Raw genomic sequence first — 23,242 nt, 5'->3', positions numbered from 1 at the left:
AAAGGAAAAGAGGCTTAAGCCTCTTTTCCTTTTTTATAATAATATTTTCTTATTTTCTAATCTACACTTACTCTTTACTTCGGTAAAAACACCAACTTATTTGCGCTCTTCTTTATAGCTGTCTCATTAAGGCTCATTTTTACAAACTCACCATCTACATATTTTTGTGCTTGGTCTTTGTAATATGGACTAAACACATTTCCTGATTGTCCTGTAGGTAAAATCGCAATGCTATTCTCTACATCTGAAAAATCAATGACTCTACGTGTTGATGGTCCACCATGAATTTTATACACACCTGTACTATCCAATTTAAAAATCTGGTTGTTAATCACCTCATTTCCTCCAATAGTTTCAAACGGACCTACATTGAAAAACTTACGCAACAAACCTCCCGCTTTACCAATAGCGTGTTCGTATTCCACTGAAATTACGCGATTCCACGTCCAATTATCTACATTCTCTCCTAATTGGTTTTGTAAAAACGTGATGGATTTTTGAAAAGCTGTGGTAATTATTTCATTTCTAGTTTCAACTTTATCTATCGTTGAAATATCATCCCACCAAACCGATTGTTCTCTTTTAGCTTGTTGTGCTAATACTTGATCTTGTAATTGGGTGTCAATAAACAACTGAAAACTATCTCCTAACTCATCTTTGTAAGTAGCTGTTAAAAATTCATACAAAAATCGATTATAAATAGTCGGAGCTACGTTGGTTTTTAAATATTCTCCATTCCACTTTTCTAACACCGAATATGCTTTTTTAGCCGAAGGAGATAATGACGACTTATCTACACTTGCTAACAACTCTCTTCCTATTTCTGGCACAACAGGTGAAGTAACATCATAAATCATTTCAGCTACATCCTCTTTCGTAAAATCGTTTTTAGGATCTAATAACTGAACAATTCGTTTTGCTCTATCTTCTGGTTGATAGTATCCCGGATATAACTTACCTCTCACGGAATCAGGTTGATTATTGGCAGAATACACATAATTCCAACTAGGGTTTTCCGCTTGCGGATTTTCTTTAAAGTCTAAATATTCTACAATTTCATCCTTACCAGAAGCTCCGTTTAAATACACTTTAGAAGATAGGCTATCTCTTAATTGATATAATTTAGCCGATGCAAACCAACCTACATTCCCTTTCGTATCTCCATACATTACATTTAATCCTGGTGCATGAATTTTGGCGGTTCCTGTTTTAAAGTCTTGTAACGAATTTGCATGCGACATTTTATGTGATGCTTCTAATAATTGATTAGGTAGTTGCGTATAAATCCAGTTCATTGCAATTGGACTTTCATCTGTTACATGCTCTATTAATCCGTTCATAATCGGACCATGTTTACTAACTTTAACTTGATATGTAGTATCTTTTCCTCCTTTAACCTTTATACGTTTATCCCATAACTCATATTTCTGGTATCCATTAGGTGTTTTGTATTCCATTGAATTTTCTGGATTGTTTTCTTCTATATAAAAGTTCAAATCGTCATTTGCTAACATTGTTAATCCGTAAGCATACTCTTTATTGTGTCCTAACAACGGAAATGGCATCAAAGCCAGATTAAATCCGTAGATTTCAAAGTCTGGAGTTTTTATATGATTTTGATACCAAACAGATGGTTGAGAAAATGCGATATGTGGATCGTTCGCAAAAATTACCTTACCGTTTTTGGCTTTAGGTGGTGCAATTACCCAAGAGTTACTTCCTATAAAAGGTGCAACTGGCAACTGATCTACAATCTTGCTTACCGCTATAGACATCTCTGCTTTAATTGTACCTTTATTAGTTGTCTTATTCAGTGTTAAATTTTTATCGAAAGAATTCAACAACTCATTTACATAAGACTCACCTAACTTTTCTTTTACTTCAGTTAACAACGGATCAGTTTTATGGGCAATTGCAAAACTAAATGCCATATAACCAAAAACATTATACACATCTTTAATTGTATAATTTTCTTTATCCAATCCTACTAAATAAAATTCTAAGGGCGTTGCTCCTTCTTCTATGAACTGATTAACCCCATTTAAATATGCTTCCGTTAATTTATACGTTTCTGAATTTTTATCTAATTCTTGAATTGTTTTTTCAGCAGCTTCTTCAATTCCTAATCCAGAGAAAAATTTATCGACTCTTACCAAATCTTTTCCAAAAACTTCTGCTAATCTTCCAGCTGAAATTCTTCTGATAAGCTCCATTTGCCACAATCTATCTTGTGCATGTACATATCCTAAAGCAGTATAAGCATCTAGTTGATTTTGCGCGTTGATATGCGGCACTCCAACCTCATCATAATACACTGTAACTTTATCTGAAATTGAGTTTAGTTCTAACTCTCCTTTATAAGTTGGATGCAGAGTTTTTGTAAATAGCCAAATTCCAACACTTAATAACACTAAAAGTAGTAAAACAATTTTTAAAGACTTTTTTAATAACTTCATTAGGGATGATTTTCTTCAAAGATAACAGATTTATTTATTGTTCCTCTTTTTGGGTAAATAGTGTAATTTTTACACACTTCTACTCTTTACTTATACACTTTTTACACATAAAGCTATTATCTGCCCAAACCTAAAAAAACAATATACTATTAAAAATCAACACGTTAAAGTTTTTAAAGGTTTAATTAAAGTCGATGGCATATTTATTTCTATACAATAAACAAATATGTAAATAACTTAAAAACTTAATATCATGAAAAATTTAATTTTAGCAGTAGCGATTTTAGCAGGAGCTTCAACTTATGCAACAGTAAATAATACTCTTACACCTATTACTCCAACTCATACAGTTGTAAAGAACGGATTTCAAGAAATATCTTTAGATAAGTTACCTTCAGCTGTAGTGAATGCTGTAAAAGAGAGTTTCCCTAAAGGTACACTAGGAAAAGCTTTTGTAAACAGTAAAGAACAATACAAGTTAGAAATTTCTTTAGAAAATGGCAACAAAACCGTTTTCGCCGACAAAGACGGAAACTGGTTAGACGCTAAAGAGGTAAAGTAAACACATAAATTTCCCTTGTAGTATTACAACAATTAATAATTATAACTTAAAAACTTAATATCATGAAAAAATTAATCTTAGCAGTAGCAATTTTAACAGGTGTTTCAACTTATGCAACAGTAAATAACACTCTTACACCTATTACTCCAATTCATACAGTTGTAGAGAACGGATTTCAAGAAATATCTTTAGATAAATTACCTTCAGCTGTAGTGAATGCTGTAAAAGAGAGTTTTCCTAAAGGTACACTAGGAAAAGCTTTTGTAAACAGTAAAGAACAATACAAGTTAGAAATTTCTTTAGAAAATGGTAACAAAACCGTTTTCGCCGACAAAGACGGAAACTGGTTAGACGCTAAAGAGGTAAAGTAAACACATAAATTTCCCTTGTAGTATTACAACAATTAATAATTATAACTTAAAAACTTAATATCATGAAAAAATTAATCTTAGCAGTAGCAATTTTAACAGGTGTTTCAACTTACGCAACAGTAAACAACACTCTTACACCTATTACTCCAATTCATACAGTTGTAGCTGATGGATTCCAAGAAATATCTTTAGATAAATTACCAGCAGCGTTGGTTAACTCTATTAAAGAAAGTTTCCCTAAGGCTACCTTAAGTAAAGCTTTTATTAATGAAAAAGAGCAGTACAAACTAGAGGTTAGTGAAGGAAGCACCAAGAAGACTATTTACATTGATAAAGAAGGTAATTTGTTAAATGAAAAAGAAGTAAACAATACTAAAAAGTAATTTTTTTATTTCCCTCCTCAATTTTATTAGCAAAAGAGCGTTTTCATATAAAACGCTCTTTTTATTTTTACAGAGAATTTTTATCTGAACAATTTAGAGCAACCTTTTTTATGAAAAATATCTTATTGGTAGAAGACGATGTTACATTTTCTAACATGTTAAAACATTTTTTAGAACGACACAAATATGTTGTTGAGGTTAGTTATACAATTAAAAATGCCTCTACTCTATTGAAAGAAAATTCATATAATTTGATTTTTACTGATTTACGCCTTCCTGACGGTAATGGTATTGATTTATTAAAGCAAAGTAAAAACACTGATAGCGACATCCCTGTTGTTTTAATGACGAGTTATGCTGAAGTATCAACAGCCGTTCAAGCTATGAAACAAGGTGCTTTTGATTATATTTCTAAACCTTTTAATCCTGATGAAGTTTTAGAAGTAATTAATAATGCTCTGGAAGTTAAAACCGAACAAATTACTGAACCTAAAAAAGAAGATAAAAAAGTTTCTAATTCTCATATCGTTACCGGTATAAGCGCAGCTTCTAAAAGCCTTTATGAACACATCCATTTAGTAGCTCCAACTGACATGTCTGTTCTTATTACAGGTGAAAGTGGCACAGGTAAAGAAGTTGTAGCTAGTACAATTCATACTCAAAGCTTACGTAAAGATAAGCCTTTTATTGCCGTGGATTGCGGAGCTATACCTAAAGAGATTGCCTCAAGTGAATTTTTTGGACATCAAAAAGGATCATTTACAGGAGCTATAAATGATAAAATAGGGCATTTTGAAGCAGCGAATGGAGGTACTCTTTTTTTAGATGAAGTAGGAAACTTAAACTACGAAAGTCAGGTACAACTTTTACGTGCTTTACAAGAAAGAAAGATTAAACCTGTGGGAAGCAGTAAGGAAATTATGGTAGATATTCGTTTAATTACTGCCACTAATGAAGATTTATTATCAGCTGTTGAAAAAGGTAATTTTAGAGAAGATTTATACCATCGTTTAAATGAGTTTTCTATTAAAGTCCCTAATCTAAATGATAGAAAAGACGATTTAATTCTTTATGCCGATTTCTTTTTAGAAAAAGCCAACAAACAACTCAATAAATCAATCGTTGGCTTTTCTCATGAAGTACTAACTTTATTTCAACAATATAACTGGCCAGGGAACTTACGAGAGTTATCTAATGTTATCAAAAGAGCTACACTTTTATCTCAGACAGAAATTATAGAAAAAGAAGTGTTGCCTGAAGAATTAAAAAACACTGAAGATCAATACAGCATCCCTAATGAATTTTCTACCAAGGAAAATGAAAAAAAACTTATTATTAGGGCTTTACATGAGGCTAAAAACAACAAAACTAAAGCTGCAAAGCTTTTAAATATTACTAGAAAGACTTTGTATAATAAACTGAAAGAGCATAATATTAGTTAAGATACTTTTTTATTTCTACTAAAAAGATTTCTAATTCTTTTTCAAAATCTTTCCATGAGGTTTTATTTATCTCTTTACTAACCTCAAATTCTTCTAAAAAAGTTATTAACTTAGTAGCTTTTAATTGCCTAAACATTCCCAACATTTTATGACTAACGTCATTAAACCCCTGTACATCATTATTATTCACTAACTCTTTTAATAGCAATAAATTCTCTCCGGTATCTTTTAAAAAAGATTTTAATATTTTCTTTATCTCTACTTCGTCATTATTCAAAAATGTTTTCAAGGAAGTAATATCAAAGCTATTTGTTGTTATTTCATTGTCAATCTTACTAATAACCACATCTTTTTCCTGGGCTTTGAAATCAAAAAATCGCTGTAAAATTTCTTCCAATTTTTTAGCGTGAAATGGTTTTATTATGGCATCTGAAAAACCATTTTTAACATATTCATTCTCCGATAAATTTGCTCTCCCTGTCATTGCTATAATGGGCTGACCTTTGTAAGATTTGTGTTTTTTTAAGGTTTCCATAAAATGAATACCATTCATTTTAGGAAGTTGTATATCTGTAAGCACTAAATCATAGATAATATTATCTATTCTACTTAGTGCCTCTTGCGCATTACTAAAAGAAGTTACCGCTATTCCTAATTCTTCTAAAACATTTTTCAAAAGTATTCTCAAAGAAGCATCATCCTCAACTATTATAGCATTAATATTAAGGCTTTTATTTTGTGAACTTATCTCTTTTATATTTGATTTTTCTTCAGCAAAAGTAATAGGCACGAACAACGAAAATATACTGCCTTTTCCTAAACTACTTTGTAAAGTTAAAGATCCTCCCAAAAGTTCTGCTAGTCTTCTAGAAATGGTCAAACCTAACCCAAATCCATTTTGCCTATTCTCTTTTTCATGTGCTTGCGTAAATTCTTTAAAAACTTTTTCTTGTTCATCTTTTCCAATTCCAACTCCAGTATCAATCACTCTAATCTCTATATATTTTTTTTCTTTTACGCTTCTTAACTTACTTTTTATTGTTATTGAACCTTCTTTTGTAAACTTACATGCGTTAGTTACTAAATTATATAGTATTTGTTTTATTCTAAAAGGATCACTAACAATTAATGAATTTATATTTTCATCATGATTTACATTTATTGAAATTGGTTTATTTTGAACAAGGCTTTTAGCGCTATTAGCTACTTCCTCTATATTTCTTTTTAAATCAAAAGGAATAGTTTCAATAGTTATTTTACTATTCTCTAATTTAGAAAATTCTAAAAGATCGCCGACAAGCTGTCCCATGTAAACCGATGCATTTTGTATATGCACCACATAATTTTTCTCTTTAGTACTAGTAATTGATTTTTGTAATAACTCGCTAAAACCGGTAATTGTGCTTAAAGGAGTTCTTAAATCATGACTTACCATGGATATTAGTTGCTCCCTACTTTTTAAAAGTGAAGAAGTAACTGCATTTGCACTTTCTAATTCTTGCCTATAATGTTGACTCCTCCAAAAATCATTTAATATTATTATTGAAAAAAGTATAATTATTATAAAACCTACTCCAGCTGCTAATAGAATTATGTTTCTACTACGTTCTAACGTTTCTTCATGTTTTTTATGAGCTATGTTAGCATTAACAATAACATCTTTTTCTAGTACATTTAAAACCTCTCGTAATTTTCTTGAAATTATAATATCATTTTCTATTAATTCTCTCTCTTTTATTCTCAAAAATCTACGTTTAATAACTGTTTCTCTCTGCGCTTTTTGAAGTATTTCTTTAGATGCAGAAACTAATGAGTCAATTTTCTTTTGTTCTTCAACATTAACAGGCTTCTCTTCTCCTTCTTCTTCATTATCAAACAGGCGTAAATACTTTTCTAAACTTAATCCAGTTTTCTTATTAAAAACATCTGGATTATCTACAAGATCTTTTACTGAACCTTTGCCTAATAAAGAATCTATAGACCCTAGCTTGTCTATAGCCTCATCTATTGATTTTTCTGAAGCATTCCTTTGGTTTAACCTTCTTAAACTTGTTATGTTTTTTCGTTTTTTATTTAAAACCAGCTTAACACTGTCTAAAATAAATGTTTTAGATACGTCTTTTGCTATGAAGTTAAGTGAGTCAATTTTTTTCAACAATAATTTATTCTCGGTAACATATTCATTATATCGTTTATAAGAATTTAACTGAATGGCGGCTCTCCCTAAATTTTCATTTTCATATATATCAGCAATTAACCCTCCTGTTTGTATAATATTATTCCTATCAGAAACTCCTTGTTTTTGTATCTCTATGTATGTTTTTATTTCAGAAAACAGCAAGATTCCTGAAATAACCGCTAAAACCGCTAGGGTAGCATAACCCACTAAAACCTTAAAAGCTATTTTACGTTTAGATTCTTTCATTAATTAATAATCTTTGGTAAAAATAACGATACTTCGTCTTTCTTGTTTTAAATATATCTATTAAATTTTGAATTATTAATAGATATTATTTTGCCTAAAGACCTCGTAACAATCAAAGATAGTTTGTATTTTTGATGTTTATAAAATCATGTCAAAATGAGAAAAATTCAAATGGTTGACTTACAAAGTCAATATCAAAAAATTAAAGATACGGTTGATGCTTCTATTCAAGAAGTTTTAAATTCTTCAGCATATATTAACGGACCTTATGTTCGTGATTTTCAAGTTGATTTAGAGAGTTATTTAGGCGTTAAACATGTAATTCCGTGTGCTAACGGTACTGACGCGTTACAAATAGCTATGATGGGCTTAGGTTTAGAGCCAGGTGACGAGGTGATTACAGCTGATTTTACATTTGCTGCAACTGTTGAGGTTATCGGTTTATTAAAATTAACTCCTGTTTTAGTTGATGTTGAACCTGACACTTTTAATATTGACATTGAAGCTCTAAAAAAGGTAATTACCCCTAAAACAAAAGCTATTGTTCCTGTTCATTTATTCGGACAATGTGCTAATATGGAAGCTATTTTAGAAATTGCTAAAGAACATAACTTATTAGTAATAGAAGATAATGCTCAAGCTATTGGAGCAGATTATACTTTTTCTAACGGAACTAAGAAAAAAGCTGGAACTATTGGAAATGTGGGAACAACATCTTTCTTCCCTTCTAAAAACTTAGGTTGCTATGGTGATGGTGGAGCTATTTTTACCAATGATGATGAATTAGCACATACACTTCGCGGAATGGTTAATCACGGAATGTACAAACGCTACTACCATGATGTAGTTGGAGTAAACTCTCGTTTAGATTCTATTCAAGCGGCTGTATTAAAAGCTAAGTTACCTTTATTAGATAGCTATTGTGATGCCCGCAGAAAAGCTGCTGAATATTATTCAAATTCATTTGCTAACAACCCAAATATTATCACACCAACTATTAGCGATTTTACAACGCATGTTTTCCATCAGTATACATTGAGAATTACTAACGGAAAACGTAATGAGTTACACCAACATTTATTAGATAACGGAATTCCAAATGCTATTTATTATCCTGTTCCGTTACATGCTCAAAAAGCATATCAAGATGATAGATATAATGAAGATGACTTCACTGTTACCAATCAATTAATAGATGAAGTTATTTCATTGCCAATGCATACAGAATTAGATGAAGAGCAGCTAGCATTTATCTCTAAAACTGTAAATGATTTTATTCAATAATTTGGATTGAAATCTTATGAATCAAAAAATTAAAACTTTAAAAATTATTCACCTTGCCTTAATTGCTGGAATTACTCTTGCTTTTACATTTTTAGGTAATTTCAAGACCATGTTTGACATGGTGATTGATGACTCATCTTTGTTCTATGCATTTATTCCTGCAATAGCTTATGTTGCTAGTAACTTCATCTTTAAAAACATGTTGAGAAACATTCAAAAAGATGCTAGTAATGAAGAGAAACTTGCTATTTATCAGTCTGCTTCTATAGCTAGATGGGCTATTATTGAAGGTGCTTGTTTTTTGATTTTAATTTTAAAACCTGATTTTTTATTGTTAGGAGTAATCTTATTAATTTATTTAATTCTTTTAGCTCCAAAAAAAGCACAAATATTCCAAACCTTAGATATCAGAAGCTAAGATTTCTTATATAAAAAGACAAAAAATCACTCATTTTTGGTTGTTTTTAATCATTTTTGAGTGATTTTTTATTCATTTTAGCAAAAAACAGCTTTTTTACACCTCTAATTTGTGAATTGTTTCTACTTCCTATTATCATATTCTTAAAATAATACACTCTAAATTTAACAACACATATTTATTAGTTGATTTTTAATGTTTTAACGATTATTAATTGACATCACACTTTAAGCTTATTAACTTTGTACTCTAATTAAATGATACTAGAATAATGAAATTGATTAAAATTAAAAGAGAAACACGTTTGGAAAAACGATTTTCAAGAAAAATGGGTAAACTTCATACTAATGTTACCTACATTAAAAAAATGTTTTTAAATATTATACCTCTGGAAACGGTACACAAATACAGAGAAACCTATTATGGTGAAGTTAAAGATTGTGAAGATTGTGTTTTAGCTAGATAACAATTTTCTTTTTCACAAAACAAAAATCCCGTTCCAAAAGAACGGGATTTTCTATACTATCTGTTTTTACTATTTATGCTAAAGAAGCACCACTAGCAGCTACACTTCTATCAATTTTACGCATTAATCCCTGTAATACTTTACCAGGACCAACTTCAACAAACTCAGTACCACCATCAGCTATCATTGCCTGCACACATTGTGTCCATCTTACTGGCGCTGTTAATTGCGCTATTAAGTTTTCTTTAATTTCAGCAGGGTTTGTTACTGCTTTCGCTACCACATTTTGGTATACTGGACACATAGGTTCGTTAAATGTAGTTTCTTCAATAGCTGCAGCTAACTCCTCACGAGCTGGCTCCATCATTGGTGAATGAAATGCTCCTCCTACAGGTAAAAGTAATGCCCTTTTAGCGCCTTTTTCTTTTAATACTTCACAAGCTTTTTCAACAGCTTCAATTTCTCCAGAGATTACTAATTGTCCTGGACAATTATAGTTTGCTGCTACCACAACTCCATCAATCGAAGCACAAACTTCTTCAACTACAACATCTTCTAATCCTAACACAGCTGCCATAGTAGATGGTTGAATTTCACATGCTTTTTGCATTGCTAAAGCACGCTTAGAAACTAATTTTAATCCATCTTCAAAAGACAATACACCATTAGCTACTAACGCTGATAATTCTCCTAAAGAGTGACCAGCAACCATTTCTGGTTTAAAATCGTCTCCTAAAACTTTTGCTAAAATTACTGAATGCAAAAAGATAGCTGGTTGTGTTACTTTAGTTTGTTTTAATTCTTCAGCAGTACCTTCAAACATTACGTCAGTAATACTAAAACCTAATATATTATTTGCTTTTTCAAAAAGTTCTTGAGCTAATGGAGAGTTTTCATATAAGTCTAACCCCATTCCTGTAAATTGTGCTCCTTGACCTGGAAAAATATACGCTTTCATTTGTTTGTTTTGTTGTTTATTTAACCTTGCAAACATACAACTTTTAAAATTACTATCTTCGTTTTATGACTGTACAACAAAAATCTCAAGCACAACTTATTTACCTAGTTTTAGCTTCGTTATTTATAGCCTCTCTTGTAACTTCAAACCTTATTTTTCAGAAGTTTTTTTATTGGGACCCCTTTAATTTATTTCGTTTTGAAGTATCTGTTGGAATACTTCCGTATCCTATTACTTTTTTAATTACAGATATTCTTTCTGAAATTTATGGTAAGAAAAAGGCCAACAGAGTTGTTGTAGCAGGAATTTTTGCTTCCTTTTTTTCTATGTTAATTATTTTAGTAGCTGATTATGCTCCTGCAATTAATAACTCTCCCATTGGCGACGAAACTTTTACCAAAGTTTTTGGGCTTTCTCCTTTTGCTGTACTAGCTTCTATGCTAGCTTACTTAGCTGCTCAGTTTATAGACATTCGAATTTTTCATTTTTGGAAAAAATTAACTAAAGGAAAACATTTATGGCTTCGCAATAATTTTTCTACCTTTTTGTCACAATTTATAGATACTTTTACCGTATTATTTTTATTGAGTTCTTTTAAAATACTTCCTTGGAGTATTTTTGGTAGCCTTTTACTTAGCGGTTTTTTATTTAAAGTCATTATAGCAGCTCTTGACACTCCTGTTTTGTATGTTGTTATATATTGGTTTAGAAAAAAATTTGACTTACAAATAGGTGAAGAAATCAGCAAATTTTAAACGAATATTACTTTATGTTAAACAAGTTTTTTTATAAAATTTTTAAAGAACAGCTTTCACTTTCAGAAACATTAGCTACATACCTAAATTTATTTGCAAATCTTATTGTGTTTGGAATTTTAGGTTATATCTTATTCAAAGTTTTTAGATACGTTGGAAAAAGAACAGTTAATAAAATGGCAGCTAAAACATCAACTAGTTTTGATGATATGCTTATTAAAAACAAAACCTTTTTAAACCTTTCAAGAATTGTTATTCTTACTATTGTTTTTAATTTTTTAAAAGATATTTTAGTCGATTTCCCTAATCTGTTTACCTACGCTGAACGTATTGCTACTATTGCCATTATTTTTGCTATTATTTGGTTTATACGTAGTATTCTACTAAGTGTTAAAGATTTTCTTCGTACCACAAATGCTTTCAAAGACAAACCCTTAGAGAGCTATGTGCAAATTTTCATGGTAATCATGTGGCTTATTGCTGCTATATCATCTTTTTCTGTATTAACTGGAAAACCTTTAATTAGATTCTTAACTGCATTAGGTGCTTTTTCAGCAGTATTATTATTAATTTTTAAAGACACCATTCTTGGTTTTGTATCAAGCATTCAAGTAGCAGTAAATGATACTGTTAGAATTGGAGATTGGATTACCATGGAAAAATATGGCGCTGATGGTGATGTAGTTGAAATTAACCTTACTTCTGTAATTATTAGAAATTTTGATAATACAATATCTAGCATTCCTACGTATTATTTAACATCCGATTCTTTTAAGAACTGGAGAACAATGAATACTTCAGGAGGTAGACGTATAAAACGATCAATTTTAATTAAAATAAATAGCATTCACTTTCTTACCGATGAAGATATTGAGCGCTTTAAAAAGATTGAGTTAATTTCTGACTATATTGAAAAAAGTAGCAAGGAAGTAAAAAAATACAACGAAGAAAACAATATTGACAAATCTGTAATATTAAACGGTAGAAACTTAACCAATTTTGGGTCTTTTAGAATTTACTTGGATAAATACATTGAAAATCATCCAAAAATAAATCAAGATATGTTGTTAATGTCTCGTCAGTTAGAGCCAACTCCTAACGGAATTCCACTAGAAATTTATGCCTTTAGTAGAGAAAAAAATTGGGTAGATTACGAACGTGTTATGGCGAACATTTTTGATCATATTTTAGCTTCTGTAAAATATTTTGATTTGGAAGTTTTTCAAAATCCATCAAGTATTGATATCAATAACTTGAAAGAAATACAAAAGAGTGAATAATAATACAGGTACATCTTTATGGCAAATAGCCATCCAAAAATTTAAACGTAGTAAAACAGGTATGTTTAGTTTTGGGTATATTATTTTATGTGGATTTATTGCTGTTTTTTGCTATGTTTTAGCTCCAGACAACAGCAACTCTGCTAATCAAATGCATTTAGAAATTCACTCGAAACCTCCTGGTTTTTCTGTGCAACTATTAAGCATTCCTTCAGAAGTAAAAAATCAACAATCGTGGTTTTCTGTTTTTATGATGGGAAAACAACATTCAGCAACAGAAATACCTATAAAATCATTTTCTGTTAAAAACAATCAATTAGAGATTATTAAATATTCCGATGGTTTACCCAAAGAATTTCCTGTTTCCTTTGAACAATACATTCAACAAAAAACATTTTATTTAGGAACTGATAAATATGGCCGTGATTTATTAAGCAGGTTGTTGATTGGTGCTAGAATTTCATTTTTTATTGGATTTATAGCTGTGTTTATTTCACTTTTAATAGGAATTCCTATTGGGGCTATTGCAGGCTATTTTGGTGGAAAAATTGATGATTTTATTATGTGGGTTATTAATATCACTTGGTCTATTCCCACACTTTTACTTGTTATTGCCATCACTTTGGCTTTAGGTAAAGGTTTTTGGCAGGTTTTTATTGCTGTAGGGCTAACCATGTGGGTAGAAGTTGCCCGTGTAGTTCGTGGTCAAGTAATTACTACCAAACAGCAGCAATATGTAGAAGCTGCTAAAGCTTTAGGTTTTTCTGATTTTAGAATTATTTTCAAACATATTTTACCTAATATTTTAGCTCCTATAATTGTAATTTCCGCCGCAAATTTTGCAGCTGCTATTTTAATTGAAAGCGGACTGAGTTTTTTAGGTATTGGAGCCCAACCTCCTACTCCCTCTTGGGGTGCTATGATTAAAAATCATTATAATTATATCATTTTGGGCAAACCATTTTTAGCATTGATTCCAGGATTAGCAATTATGAGTTTAGTAATGGCATTTATGTTAATTGGAAATACACTTCGTGATGCTTTAGATGTGAAAGCTTAAAATTTGTAAATTCGCTTTCTTAAATTTTTTTGATATGAGTTTTAGTGTTGAGTTTAAAACAAGATGGGCAGATTTTGATGCCAACATACACATGCGTCATACCGCATACAATGATTACGCTGCTGAATTACGTTTACGTTTTTTTAAAGAGCATAATGTAACTGTTCAAGATTTTACTAAGGAAAAAGTTGGTCCTATTTTATTTGAAGAAAATACCAAGTTTTTACGTGAAATACACATGGGAGAAGACATAACTGTAAACTTAAAAGTTACTGGTTTATCCGAAAAAGGTGAACGTTGGAAAATTCAACATGAAGTTTTTAATCAAGCAGGTAAACTTTCTGCAATTATCACTGTTTATGGTGCTTGGTTAGATTTGGTTAAACGTAAATTAACAGTACCTCCTGTTAAATTTCAAGAGATTTTTAACGAAGTTGAAAAAACTGAAGATTTTAAAGAAATCGTTTTAAGTAATTAAATGAGTACTTCAAGGAAAATAAAGGTTGTTATAACCATTGTTGCTTTACTTGTAGGTTATTGGTTACAACAAAAAGAAGAAGCTAAGAACTCTTCTGAACCTACAACAGAAACAGCCAGTAATAAAACTAATAACTTCAATTACTTTCCTACCTCAACAACTGGAGTCATTATAAAACATAATGGCTACCAGTTATCGTATAGTGAAAAGCATGAGCAAGCTGAATGGGTTGCTTATCCTTTAGATAAAAGTGATATTGTTTATACCAACCGTAAGCGTCCATTTTTTATTGTAGACCCCAAAGTGAAGACAAAATCTGCAGATTGGAGAAATTATAAAAGATCTGGTTATGACAAAGGACATTTATGTCCTGCTGGTGATAGACGTGCCTCTAAAAGTGCTCATGATGAAACTTTTTACACTTCAAACATTTCTCCTCAAAACCATGAGTTTAATGCTGGTATTTGGAATAAACTAGAGCAAAAAACTCGTTATTGGGCTAAAAAATATAATCACTTGTATGTTGTTACTGGTGGTGTTTTAGAACCTAACTTGAAAACTATAGGAAAGGAAAAAGTAAGTGTTCCTAATTATTTTTATAAGGTTTTACTAGATTATACTCAGCCTGAAATTAAAGCCATTGCCTTTTTACTTCCACATAAAGAAAGTAACAAACCGCTATCTGATTTTGTAGTTTCTATTGATGAATTAGAACAAAAAACAGGTATTGATTTCTTCCCTGAATTACCTGATACTATTGAAAATAAACTAGAGGCTTCTGCTAATTATAAAAATTGGAGTTTTAGGTAATTCCCAACATTCCTTTTTAATACCTGCGCTTTTTCTCAAAAACATACGAAAGGATAACTCCATGGCTATTTCCTAACACAGAATCACTAAATGCTGCATTATAGAAATACACAAATTTTAAGTTTTTTAGAGCATAAATACCTGCTAAAAAATTAATTGAGGAACTACTTCTATAGCCCGTACCGATTTCAAATTTGTTTTTATAGTTAATAGCAACATTTGCGTCAATCTGCATAGGTGCTCCACCTTCATACTTTAAGAAAACACTAGGTTTAATCATTACTTCCTCAAATCGATTGGTAAAAAAACGATACCCGAAATAACCGTAAATAGGGTTTGATATATTTAAATCATCTCTAGACGCTAATTTATCACCTAAAAGATTTGGCAACGAAATTCCTGCATAAAAATCTGCATGATTATATAAAAACCCAATACCTACGGTTGGTACAGTTACATTCATATTTTCTGAAAACTCTATATCATCAGTAATTCCTAACTCTAACAGGTTCTCATGAAACTGTTGTACTCCTGCTGTTAGTCCAAACGATATTACATGTTCGTTATAATGTTGCCAATAAGGTCTATCAATCTCCGTATCAAAAAATATTTTATATGAATATGAAGCATACGCATTTGTATAAGTACTTACCCCTATTTTATCTCGTATAATAGCCCCACCTATCCCCATTTTTTTTCTTGCAATCGGAGTATGAAAGCTTAATGACAATGTTCTGGGACTTCCTTCAATACTATTTATATAGCCATAATTACTAAGTGTAATTTCTGCTCCATCAGACATTCCCGTATAGGCAGAGTTTATAATAAACGGATTATAATTATACTCTGGATACAAAGCTGTTTGTTGTCCCCAATTATTTTGAAGTACCATCATAAAAATAAACAGTAAAATATAGTTCCTTATCTCTTTCATCTTATCTTTTTAAAACTAAAAACCCTTTTGTTTCTTTTAATTTCCCTTCTGTTGAAATTTTTATACTGAAAAAGTATGTCCCTGCTGGTAACTTATCACCTCCCATACCCGTTAGCTTATTGGCTACGCCTCTAAAAACATTAAATTGATTATCATATTCTTTCATCTGAAAAACCATATCTCCCCACCTATTAAAAACAGTTACTATATTATTAGGATGTTCTTCAATTCCCTTTATTTCCCAAAAGTCATTTACTCCATCACCATTTGGAGAAAAACCGTATTTGGTTTCCCCTACTAAGCTTGCTTCAGTTCTAAAACTAATTTCAGAACACCCATTAGCACTTCCTAGCGAGTTGTATGGAGTTACTAATACATAAACTATGGTGTTCTCTGGTAAATCACTAGTTAAAGTATAATTCGTTCCTGTTACTGACTCGTTGTTTACAATATCGGTTCCCCCTGAAGTTGTTCCAATTGACAGGTAATACCCATCGGCATCTGAAACAGTGTCCCAAGTAATTCCAGTACTAACACTAACATTTGTTGCTTTATTGGTTGGAACTGTAATTGTGGTGCAGTTTGGTATAATTGCAACGGTTTCTGTGGTAAAACGAACTTCACCACAGCCCGTTGCTAAGCCCCCCGACTTATATGGTAATACTGATACATAAATTGTTGTGTTCTCTGGTAAATCGCTCGTAGGATTGTATGTTGTTCCTATCACTAGCTCATTGTTTACAATATCGGTTCCACCTGAAGTTGTTCCGATTGATATATAATACCCATCGGCATCAGAAATAGTGCTCCAAGTAATGTTTGTATCCACTGCTACATTAGTTCCTCCAGCACTTGGAACTGTAATTGTGGTACAACTCGGTGTGGTTGGTACTATTTCCGTAGTAAAACTAATTTCAGAACATCCTGTAGCACTTCCTACCGAATTGTATGGAATTACCGATACATAAATTGTTGTATTCTCTGGTAAATTACTAGCTAAAGTATAGCTCGTTCCTACTACTGATTCGTTGTTTACAATATCGGTTCCACCTGAAGTTGTTCCGATTAATATATAATACCCATCTGTATCAGCTACTGCGTCCCAAGTAATATTTGTATCGACTGCTACATTAGTTCCTCCATCACTTGGAACTGTAATTGTGGTACAACTCGGTGTGGTTGGTACTATTTCCGTAGTAAAACTAATTTCAGAACATCCTGTGGCACTTCCTACCGAATTGTATGGAATTACCGATACATAAATTGTTGTATTCTCTGGTAAATTACTAGCTAAAGTATAGCTCGTTCCTACTACTGATTCGTTGTTTACAATATCGGTTCCACCTGAGGTTGTTCCGATTGATACATAATATCCATCGGCATCTACTACTGCATCCCAACTAATTCCTGTACTAACACTAACATTCGTTGCTCCATTACTTGGAACTGTTATTGTTGTACAATTTGGTGAGGTTGGTACTATTTCTGTAGTAAAGCTAATTTCAGAACATCCTGTAGCACTTCCTACCGAATTGTATGGAATTACCGATACATAAATTGTCGTGTTCTCTGGTAAATTACTAGCTAAAGTATAGCTCGTTCCTACTACTGATTCGTTGTTCACAATATCAGTTCCGCCTGAGGTTGTTCCGATTGATATATAATACCCATCTGTATCAGCTACTGCGTTCCAAGTAATATTTGTATCGACTGCTACATTAGTTCCTCCATCACTTGGAGCTGTAATTGTGGTACAACTCGGTGTGGTTGGTACTATTTCCGTAGTAAAGCTAATTTCAGAACATCCTGTAGCACTTCCTATCGAATTATATGGAATTACTGATACATAAATTGTCGTGTTCTCTGGTAAATCACTAGCTAAAGTATAGCTCGTTCCTACTACTGATTCGTTGTTTACAATATCGGTTCCGCCTGAAGTAGTTCCGATTGAAAGGTAATATCCATCTGTATCAGCTACTGCATCCCAACTAATTCCTGTACTAACACTAACATTCGTTGCTCCGTTACTTGGAACTGTTATTGTGGTACAGTTTGGTGCACTTACCACTGCATCTCCAGCAGTAAAACTTTCTTCTACACAACCTGTAGCGTCTCCTACATCATTGTATGGAATTATACGAACATAATGTATTCTATTTGCTTGTAAGTCTTGAGTAAAACTATAAGTTGTTATGTTTCCTACATCAATACTATTCACAACCTCTATCCCTCCTTGAGTAGTTCCTACACTTACTAAATACCCAGTTGCTTCTGTAATTTCATTCCAAGAAATATCAGTATTCAACGGAACATTCGTTGATCCATTTATAGGATTCACTAAACTTGTACAACTAGGTACTACTGGAATAAACTCTGTTTTAAAAGACTCTTCTCCACAACTTGTTGCATCTCCTTTATCGTTATAAGGAGTTATAGTTACAAAAATATCGGTGTCTTCTGGTAAATCTACAGGTAAATCGTATGTTGTACTATTACCTACATCAATACTATTAAGAATATCTATTCCACCTGAAGTAGTTCCTACTGTAAGCCTGTATCCATCTGCATTACTTATAACATTCCATTCTAAGTTTGTACTTACAGATATATCTGTACCACCAGCAAGTGGTAAGGTTAAGCTGGTACAATCTGGTACTGTAGATGGAGTTGTAGACACCGTAAAGCTTTCTTCTGCACAAGGTCCTACTGCATCTCCATTTTCGTTTGAAGGTACAATAGTAACATAAACTATTTCTCCTCCTGAAAAATCTGTAGCAAATTCATAAGTGGTAGCATTTACAACAGTTTCGTTTATTATCATTCCTGAAGGTTCAATTCTAATTGTTAAAGCATATTCACGTGCATACAAAATAGGCTCCCAAGTTAAATTGGTATTTACAGGAACATCTGTTGCTCCATTTAAAGGCGCTATTAACTGTGTACATTCTGGAATAGGACAATCTAAGACATCACCTGTAAAAGACCATCCAAAATTATCAATCATTAATTGTCTTTCTTCTACAGCATCACAATAGGGAAGAGTGTTAGCTCCTATATTTATTCCAGGTGTTAGTGTTTGTTCAGACCATGCAATAAGCGTATTGTCGTAATTTACTCTAGTAAGAGCTGTATTATCTAGCATGTTCTGCATGTTAGTTACACCACTAATATTCCAATCACCTAAATCTTGATTAAAAACTGTAGCGTTATTAAACATAGCGTTCATCGATAACGTATTTAATAACCATTGGTTTAAAGGTTGATTAAACAAACTTGCACCTTGAAACATTCTATCCATGTTCGTTACTGCTGTTGGCCTCCAATTATTCATTGGTTGATTAAAGTTTATTGCACCATTAAACATGTCTTGCATGGTGGTTACTCTCCTAATATTCCAACTTCCAATAGCACCATCAAAAGCTATTGCTGTTTGAAACATGCCTTGCATATTAGTTACCGATGCTACATTCCAAGAATCTAATGGTCTATTAAAAGACGTTGCTCCTCGAAACATTTCTTGCATAGTGGTTACAAAAGATACATTCCAATTATTAATATCTTGATTAAATGCAGACGCTCCATGAAACATTTCAGCCATTGTTTGTGCTTCGCCTGTATTCCAATTCCCTAAGGGTTGGTTAAATATTTCTGCATTCTTAAACATTGCTTCAAAGTTTGTTACTACAGAAACATTCCAGTTTTCTAACGGACTATTAAAAGCAACAGCTTCTTCAAACATCGAAGGCATTAAGGTTACTGAACTTACATTCCAAGAATTTAATGGTTGATTGAAAACTGTGGCTTCTTGAAACATTTGACTCATGTTAGCAACAGCACTTACATCCCAAGAGTTTAATGGCTGATTAAATGCTTCTGCTCTTCGGAACATACCTGACATATTAACTACTGAGTTTACATCCCAAGAATTTAATGGTTGGTTAAACATTTGAGCATTGTAAAACATTAAACTCATGTTCGTTACATTGGTTACATTCCAACTATTTATATTCTGGTTAAAGTCTCTAGCGCTTTGAAACATGCTCTCCATGTTAGTAACCTTAGATACGTTCCAATTACCTAATGGTTGATCGAATACATATGCGCTTTCAAACATCGAAGTCATGTTTGTAACAGCACCTACATTCCAAGAGTTTAAAGGTTGGTTAAAATCAACACATCTCTGGAACATTTCAGACATATCTGTAACATTACTTACATTCCAATTATCAATATTTTGGTTAAAAGCCATGTTTGAAATAAAACCATTAAACATTTCAGACATATTGGTAACATTACTGACATCCCAATTATTAAGTGGTTGGTTAAATGCTTCTGCTCTTTCAAACATACTACTCACATCTGTAACACTACTCACATTCCAATTATTAATATTCTGATCAAATACTTCTGCATTTTGGAACATCCCTCCCATATCTGCAACATTTCCTGTATTCCAATTTCCTATGTCTTGATTAAACTCTATGGCACTACCAAACATGTAGTTCATATTAGTAACATTACCTACATCCCAATTATTAAGTGGTTGGTTGTAAATTGAAGTTCCACTAAACATACCACGCATGTTAGTTACATTACTAACATTCCAATCATTAATATTAGCATTAAATTTTCTACAAGAACTAAACATTCTTTCCATATCCGTTACATTGCTAAGATTAGGAGTATCTGTAGCATTGTGCTCCATATTTACACAACTTTCAAAAGCTTCATACATACTTTCCCAGACTTGAGTTCCCCACTGATCTATGGATAATAGTTTGTCAGAGTCTCCAATAGTTTCATGTTTTGGAGAAGGAAAAACACCAATAATACTTACGGTATAAATTCCTGATGTAAGATATGTGTGTGTAATATCACCTGTAACATTATGGTTGTACTGTCCATCTCCCCAATCTATAGAATAATTGTATGTAAGATATTTTGGATAGCCTGAATTTGTTTCTATTCTTAACTGATTTGTTGGTGTAGTGAATGAAGATTGTATACTTGTATCGTAGGTAAGCTTGAATGCATCTGGGCTATTTACCCAACTTTCTATTACTGTAAAACTAATTTCTTGGCAACCTGTAGCTGGTCCTTCATCGTTATACGGAACAACTGTTACATATACAGTATCTCCTGCTATAAATTCGTTGGTAAAATCTACTCCTACAACATTTCCTACATCTTCATTATTATATATAACCTGTGAAGTCGCTCCGTTTTCTCTTCTTACACTAATTCTATATCCTGTAGCATTAGGAGCTGGATCCCAACGAATATCACTGTTTGCAGGCACTTGTGTATCTCCATCTTGCGGCATGGTTATTTGAGTACATAATACATAAGAACAGTTTACAATATCTCCTGATATAGTCCACCCGTTATTATCAATTAAACTTTGTCTTTGGTTTAATGCATCACAATAATTTAGATTCGTCGCCCCTAAATCAACATTATTTTGAACTGTTTGAGCATTCCAAGCTATAAGAATATTATCATAGTTTTCTTGAGAAATACCGCTATTCGATAACATGTTTGTCATGTTTGTAACACTAGATATATCCCAGACTCCTATGTCTTGGTTAAATAAAGTAGCTTGATTAAACATATAAGACATGTTTCTAGCATTTCCTGTTTGCCAACTGCTTATATCTTGGTTAAAGGACGTAGCTCTATCAAACATATATTGAAAATCAGTGATATTACTTACATCCCAAGTATTTAAAGGTTGGTTAAAAGCTTCTGCTCGTTGAAATATGTTGCGTATATTAGTAATATTGCTCACATCCCAAGTATTCAATGGTTGATTGAAAGCTTCTGTTCTTTCAAACATACTTTCTACATTGGTAACCTTGCTAACATTCCACAAACTAATATCTCGATTAAAAACAGTGGCGCCTTCAAACATTCCTCTCATGGTAACAACATTACTTACATTCCAAGTTCCTATACCTTGATTAAAGCCTGAGTTATCTCGGAACATATAACTCATATCAGTAACATTACTTACATCCCAGTTACCTATAGGTTGATTAAAAACTGCTCCCCAAGCCCATCCATCAAACATACTCGACATGTTTGTTACATTACTAACATCCCAGTTATTTAAAGGTTGATTAAAGGTTCTGTTTCTAAAAAATAGCCTAGACATATTTGTAATATTACTAACATTCCATGTATTTATAGGTTGGTTGAATTTAGCTTGACTAAACATTCCCTCCATTGTTGTAACACTACTTACATTCCAGTTGTCTATTGGGCTATTAAAATTAGAACCTTTAAATGTGTTATTCATATTGGTAACATTACCAACATTCCAATTATTCATTGGCTGATTATATGCACTTGTATCGTAAAAGGCTCCTTCCATATTAACAACATTAGCTACATTCCAGTTATTAATATTTTGATTGAACTTACGGGCTCTATATAAAAAGTTTTCTAAAGTAGTTACTGCTGATGTGTTCCAGTTATCTAATGGTTCGTTGAATTCCCTTGCATTATAAAAAGTGTAAGACATGTCTATTATACTAGATGTGTCCCATTGATCTAAAGGTCTATTAAAAATTTCGCAATTCATAAATAACCCTGAAATATTAGTTATGGTGCTTACATCCCAATTATTCATAATACCATTAAACAATGAGCAATCTCTAAAAGCATTTTGTAGGCTAGTAGCTTGACTTAAATTTGGTGGAGTAATAGCATCAAAATTTAGATTTGAACATCCATAAAATGCGCTTTCCATACTTTGCCATTGAATAGTACCCCAAGACAAGATTTCGATAATTTTGTCAACGTCTCCAGTATTATTAAAATAAATTGCAGGAAACGTTCCGCTAATGCTTACGGTATAAGTTCCTTGTGTGGCATAAATATGGGTAATGTCTCCTGTTACGTTTGAATCAATATTTCCATCACCCCAATCAACGGTGTATGAATACGTGTAAGCTGAATTCGTTGGGATGCTTATTTCATTAACTCCAGAAGAGCCAGTACTAATATTTGCCGTGTTCCATAAAGAAGTGAACGACTGCGAAAACAATTGACTACTTAAAATTAAAAAAAGTACTACTAAACCACTTCTTAAAAATTTACCTATTAATGCCTTCATTCTTTTTAATATAATTTTTAACACTTCTATTTTAATCAAGCTT

17 protein-coding genes are annotated in these 23,242 nt (G+C 32.0%); 12 read left to right on the top strand and 5 right to left on the bottom strand.

Annotated features, from left to right (window positions below; genetic code table 11):
* Positions 1-74 precede the first annotated feature (74 nt).
* Positions 75-2,456, bottom strand: a complete 2,382-nt coding sequence (locus tag ABHQ57_RS13920; protein WP_167712392.1) for a penicillin acylase family protein — start codon at positions 2,454-2,456, stop codon at positions 75-77.
* A 253-nt stretch (positions 2,457-2,709) separates the two neighbouring features.
* On the opposite strand from ABHQ57_RS13920, the gene ABHQ57_RS13915 reads away from it, so the two are divergent.
* From ABHQ57_RS13915 to ABHQ57_RS13900, 4 genes are all read left to right on the top strand, one after another.
* Complete coding sequence (locus ABHQ57_RS13915) at positions 2,710-3,018, top strand: hypothetical protein (RefSeq protein WP_073184241.1); 309 nt, start codon at positions 2,710-2,712, stop codon at positions 3,016-3,018.
* A 62-nt stretch (positions 3,019-3,080) separates the two neighbouring features.
* The gene (locus tag ABHQ57_RS13910) at positions 3,081-3,389 is read left to right on the top strand and encodes a hypothetical protein (protein WP_073184239.1); all 309 of its coding nucleotides are present in this window, start codon (positions 3,081-3,083) and stop codon (positions 3,387-3,389) included.
* 62 nt (positions 3,390-3,451) lie between these two features.
* On the top strand, positions 3,452-3,772 hold the full coding sequence (locus ABHQ57_RS13905; RefSeq protein ID WP_047790858.1) for a hypothetical protein: 321 nt from the start codon (positions 3,452-3,454) through the stop codon (positions 3,770-3,772).
* A gap of 110 nt (positions 3,773-3,882) precedes the next feature.
* Entirely contained in the window at positions 3,883-5,214 is a 1,332-nt protein-coding gene (locus ABHQ57_RS13900; RefSeq protein ID WP_159615090.1) for a sigma-54 dependent transcriptional regulator, read from the top strand.
* Here the strand turns inward: ABHQ57_RS13900 and ABHQ57_RS13895 are convergent.
* On the bottom strand, positions 5,207-7,639 hold the full coding sequence (locus tag ABHQ57_RS13895) for an ATP-binding protein (protein ID WP_167712393.1): 2,433 nt from the start codon (positions 7,637-7,639) through the stop codon (positions 5,207-5,209). The genes ABHQ57_RS13900 and ABHQ57_RS13895 overlap by 8 nt on opposite strands.
* Before the next feature lie 156 nt (positions 7,640-7,795).
* Here ABHQ57_RS13895 and ABHQ57_RS13890 point away from each other — a divergent pair, with 156 nt between their 5' ends.
* The 3 genes from ABHQ57_RS13890 (at position 7,796) to ABHQ57_RS13880 (ending at position 9,807) form a co-directional block, all read left to right on the top strand.
* The gene (locus ABHQ57_RS13890; RefSeq protein WP_167712394.1) at positions 7,796-8,923 is read left to right on the top strand and encodes a DegT/DnrJ/EryC1/StrS aminotransferase family protein; all 1,128 of its coding nucleotides are present in this window, start codon (positions 7,796-7,798) and stop codon (positions 8,921-8,923) included.
* A gap of 16 nt (positions 8,924-8,939) precedes the next feature.
* On the top strand, positions 8,940-9,341 hold the full coding sequence (locus tag ABHQ57_RS13885; protein WP_159615093.1) for an MFS transporter: 402 nt from the start codon (positions 8,940-8,942) through the stop codon (positions 9,339-9,341).
* 271 nt (positions 9,342-9,612) lie between these two features.
* Complete coding sequence (locus ABHQ57_RS13880) at positions 9,613-9,807, top strand: hypothetical protein (protein WP_073184218.1); 195 nt, start codon at positions 9,613-9,615, stop codon at positions 9,805-9,807.
* Positions 9,808-9,880: 73 nt separating this feature from the next.
* Here ABHQ57_RS13880 and fabD read toward each other — a convergent pair whose 3' ends face one another.
* Positions 9,881-10,765 (bottom strand): ACP S-malonyltransferase, encoded by an 885-nt coding sequence (gene fabD / locus ABHQ57_RS13875; RefSeq protein WP_159615094.1) that lies wholly within the window; start codon positions 10,763-10,765, stop codon positions 9,881-9,883.
* A 65-nt stretch (positions 10,766-10,830) separates the two neighbouring features.
* Between fabD and ABHQ57_RS13870 the strand changes: the two genes are divergently transcribed.
* From ABHQ57_RS13870 to ABHQ57_RS13850, 5 genes are read left to right on the top strand one after another with little or no spacing between them, the layout of a single operon-like run.
* Positions 10,831-11,520: a queuosine precursor transporter gene (locus ABHQ57_RS13870; protein WP_073184216.1), complete on the top strand. Its 690-nt coding sequence runs from the start codon at positions 10,831-10,833 to the stop codon at positions 11,518-11,520.
* A 14-nt stretch (positions 11,521-11,534) separates the two neighbouring features.
* On the top strand, positions 11,535-12,800 hold the full coding sequence (locus ABHQ57_RS13865; protein WP_073184214.1) for a mechanosensitive ion channel family protein: 1,266 nt from the start codon (positions 11,535-11,537) through the stop codon (positions 12,798-12,800).
* Entirely contained in the window at positions 12,793-13,860 is a 1,068-nt protein-coding gene (locus ABHQ57_RS13860; protein ID WP_389864013.1) for an ABC transporter permease, read from the top strand. Before ABHQ57_RS13865 ends, ABHQ57_RS13860 begins: the two co-directional genes overlap by 8 nt.
* 34 nt (positions 13,861-13,894) lie before the next feature.
* A complete protein-coding gene (locus ABHQ57_RS13855; protein WP_167712396.1) occupies positions 13,895-14,338 on the top strand; it encodes a thioesterase family protein in 444 nt (147 codons plus the stop codon).
* Positions 14,339-15,148 carry a DNA/RNA non-specific endonuclease gene (locus ABHQ57_RS13850; protein WP_047790797.1) on the top strand — a complete coding sequence of 270 codons (810 nt, stop codon included), beginning with the start codon at positions 14,339-14,341 and terminating at the stop codon, positions 15,146-15,148. It abuts the gene before it with no gap.
* 16 nt (positions 15,149-15,164) lie between these two features.
* Here the strand turns inward: ABHQ57_RS13850 and ABHQ57_RS13845 are convergent, their stop codons facing one another.
* Entirely contained in the window at positions 15,165-16,082 is a 918-nt protein-coding gene (locus ABHQ57_RS13845; RefSeq protein WP_167712397.1) for a PorP/SprF family type IX secretion system membrane protein, read from the bottom strand.
* Between the two features lies 1 nt (position 16,083).
* Positions 16,084-23,199, bottom strand: a complete 7,116-nt coding sequence (locus ABHQ57_RS13840; RefSeq protein ID WP_389864010.1) for a BspA family leucine-rich repeat surface protein — start codon at positions 23,197-23,199, stop codon at positions 16,084-16,086.
* Positions 23,200-23,242 lie beyond the last annotated feature (43 nt).

It is taken from the genome of Tenacibaculum sp. ZH5_bin.1 (assembly GCF_042865525.1).
Classification (GTDB): domain Bacteria; phylum Bacteroidota; class Bacteroidia; order Flavobacteriales; family Flavobacteriaceae; genus Polaribacter; species Polaribacter mesophilus.
This window is presented reverse-complemented; position numbering and strand designations above follow the sequence as displayed.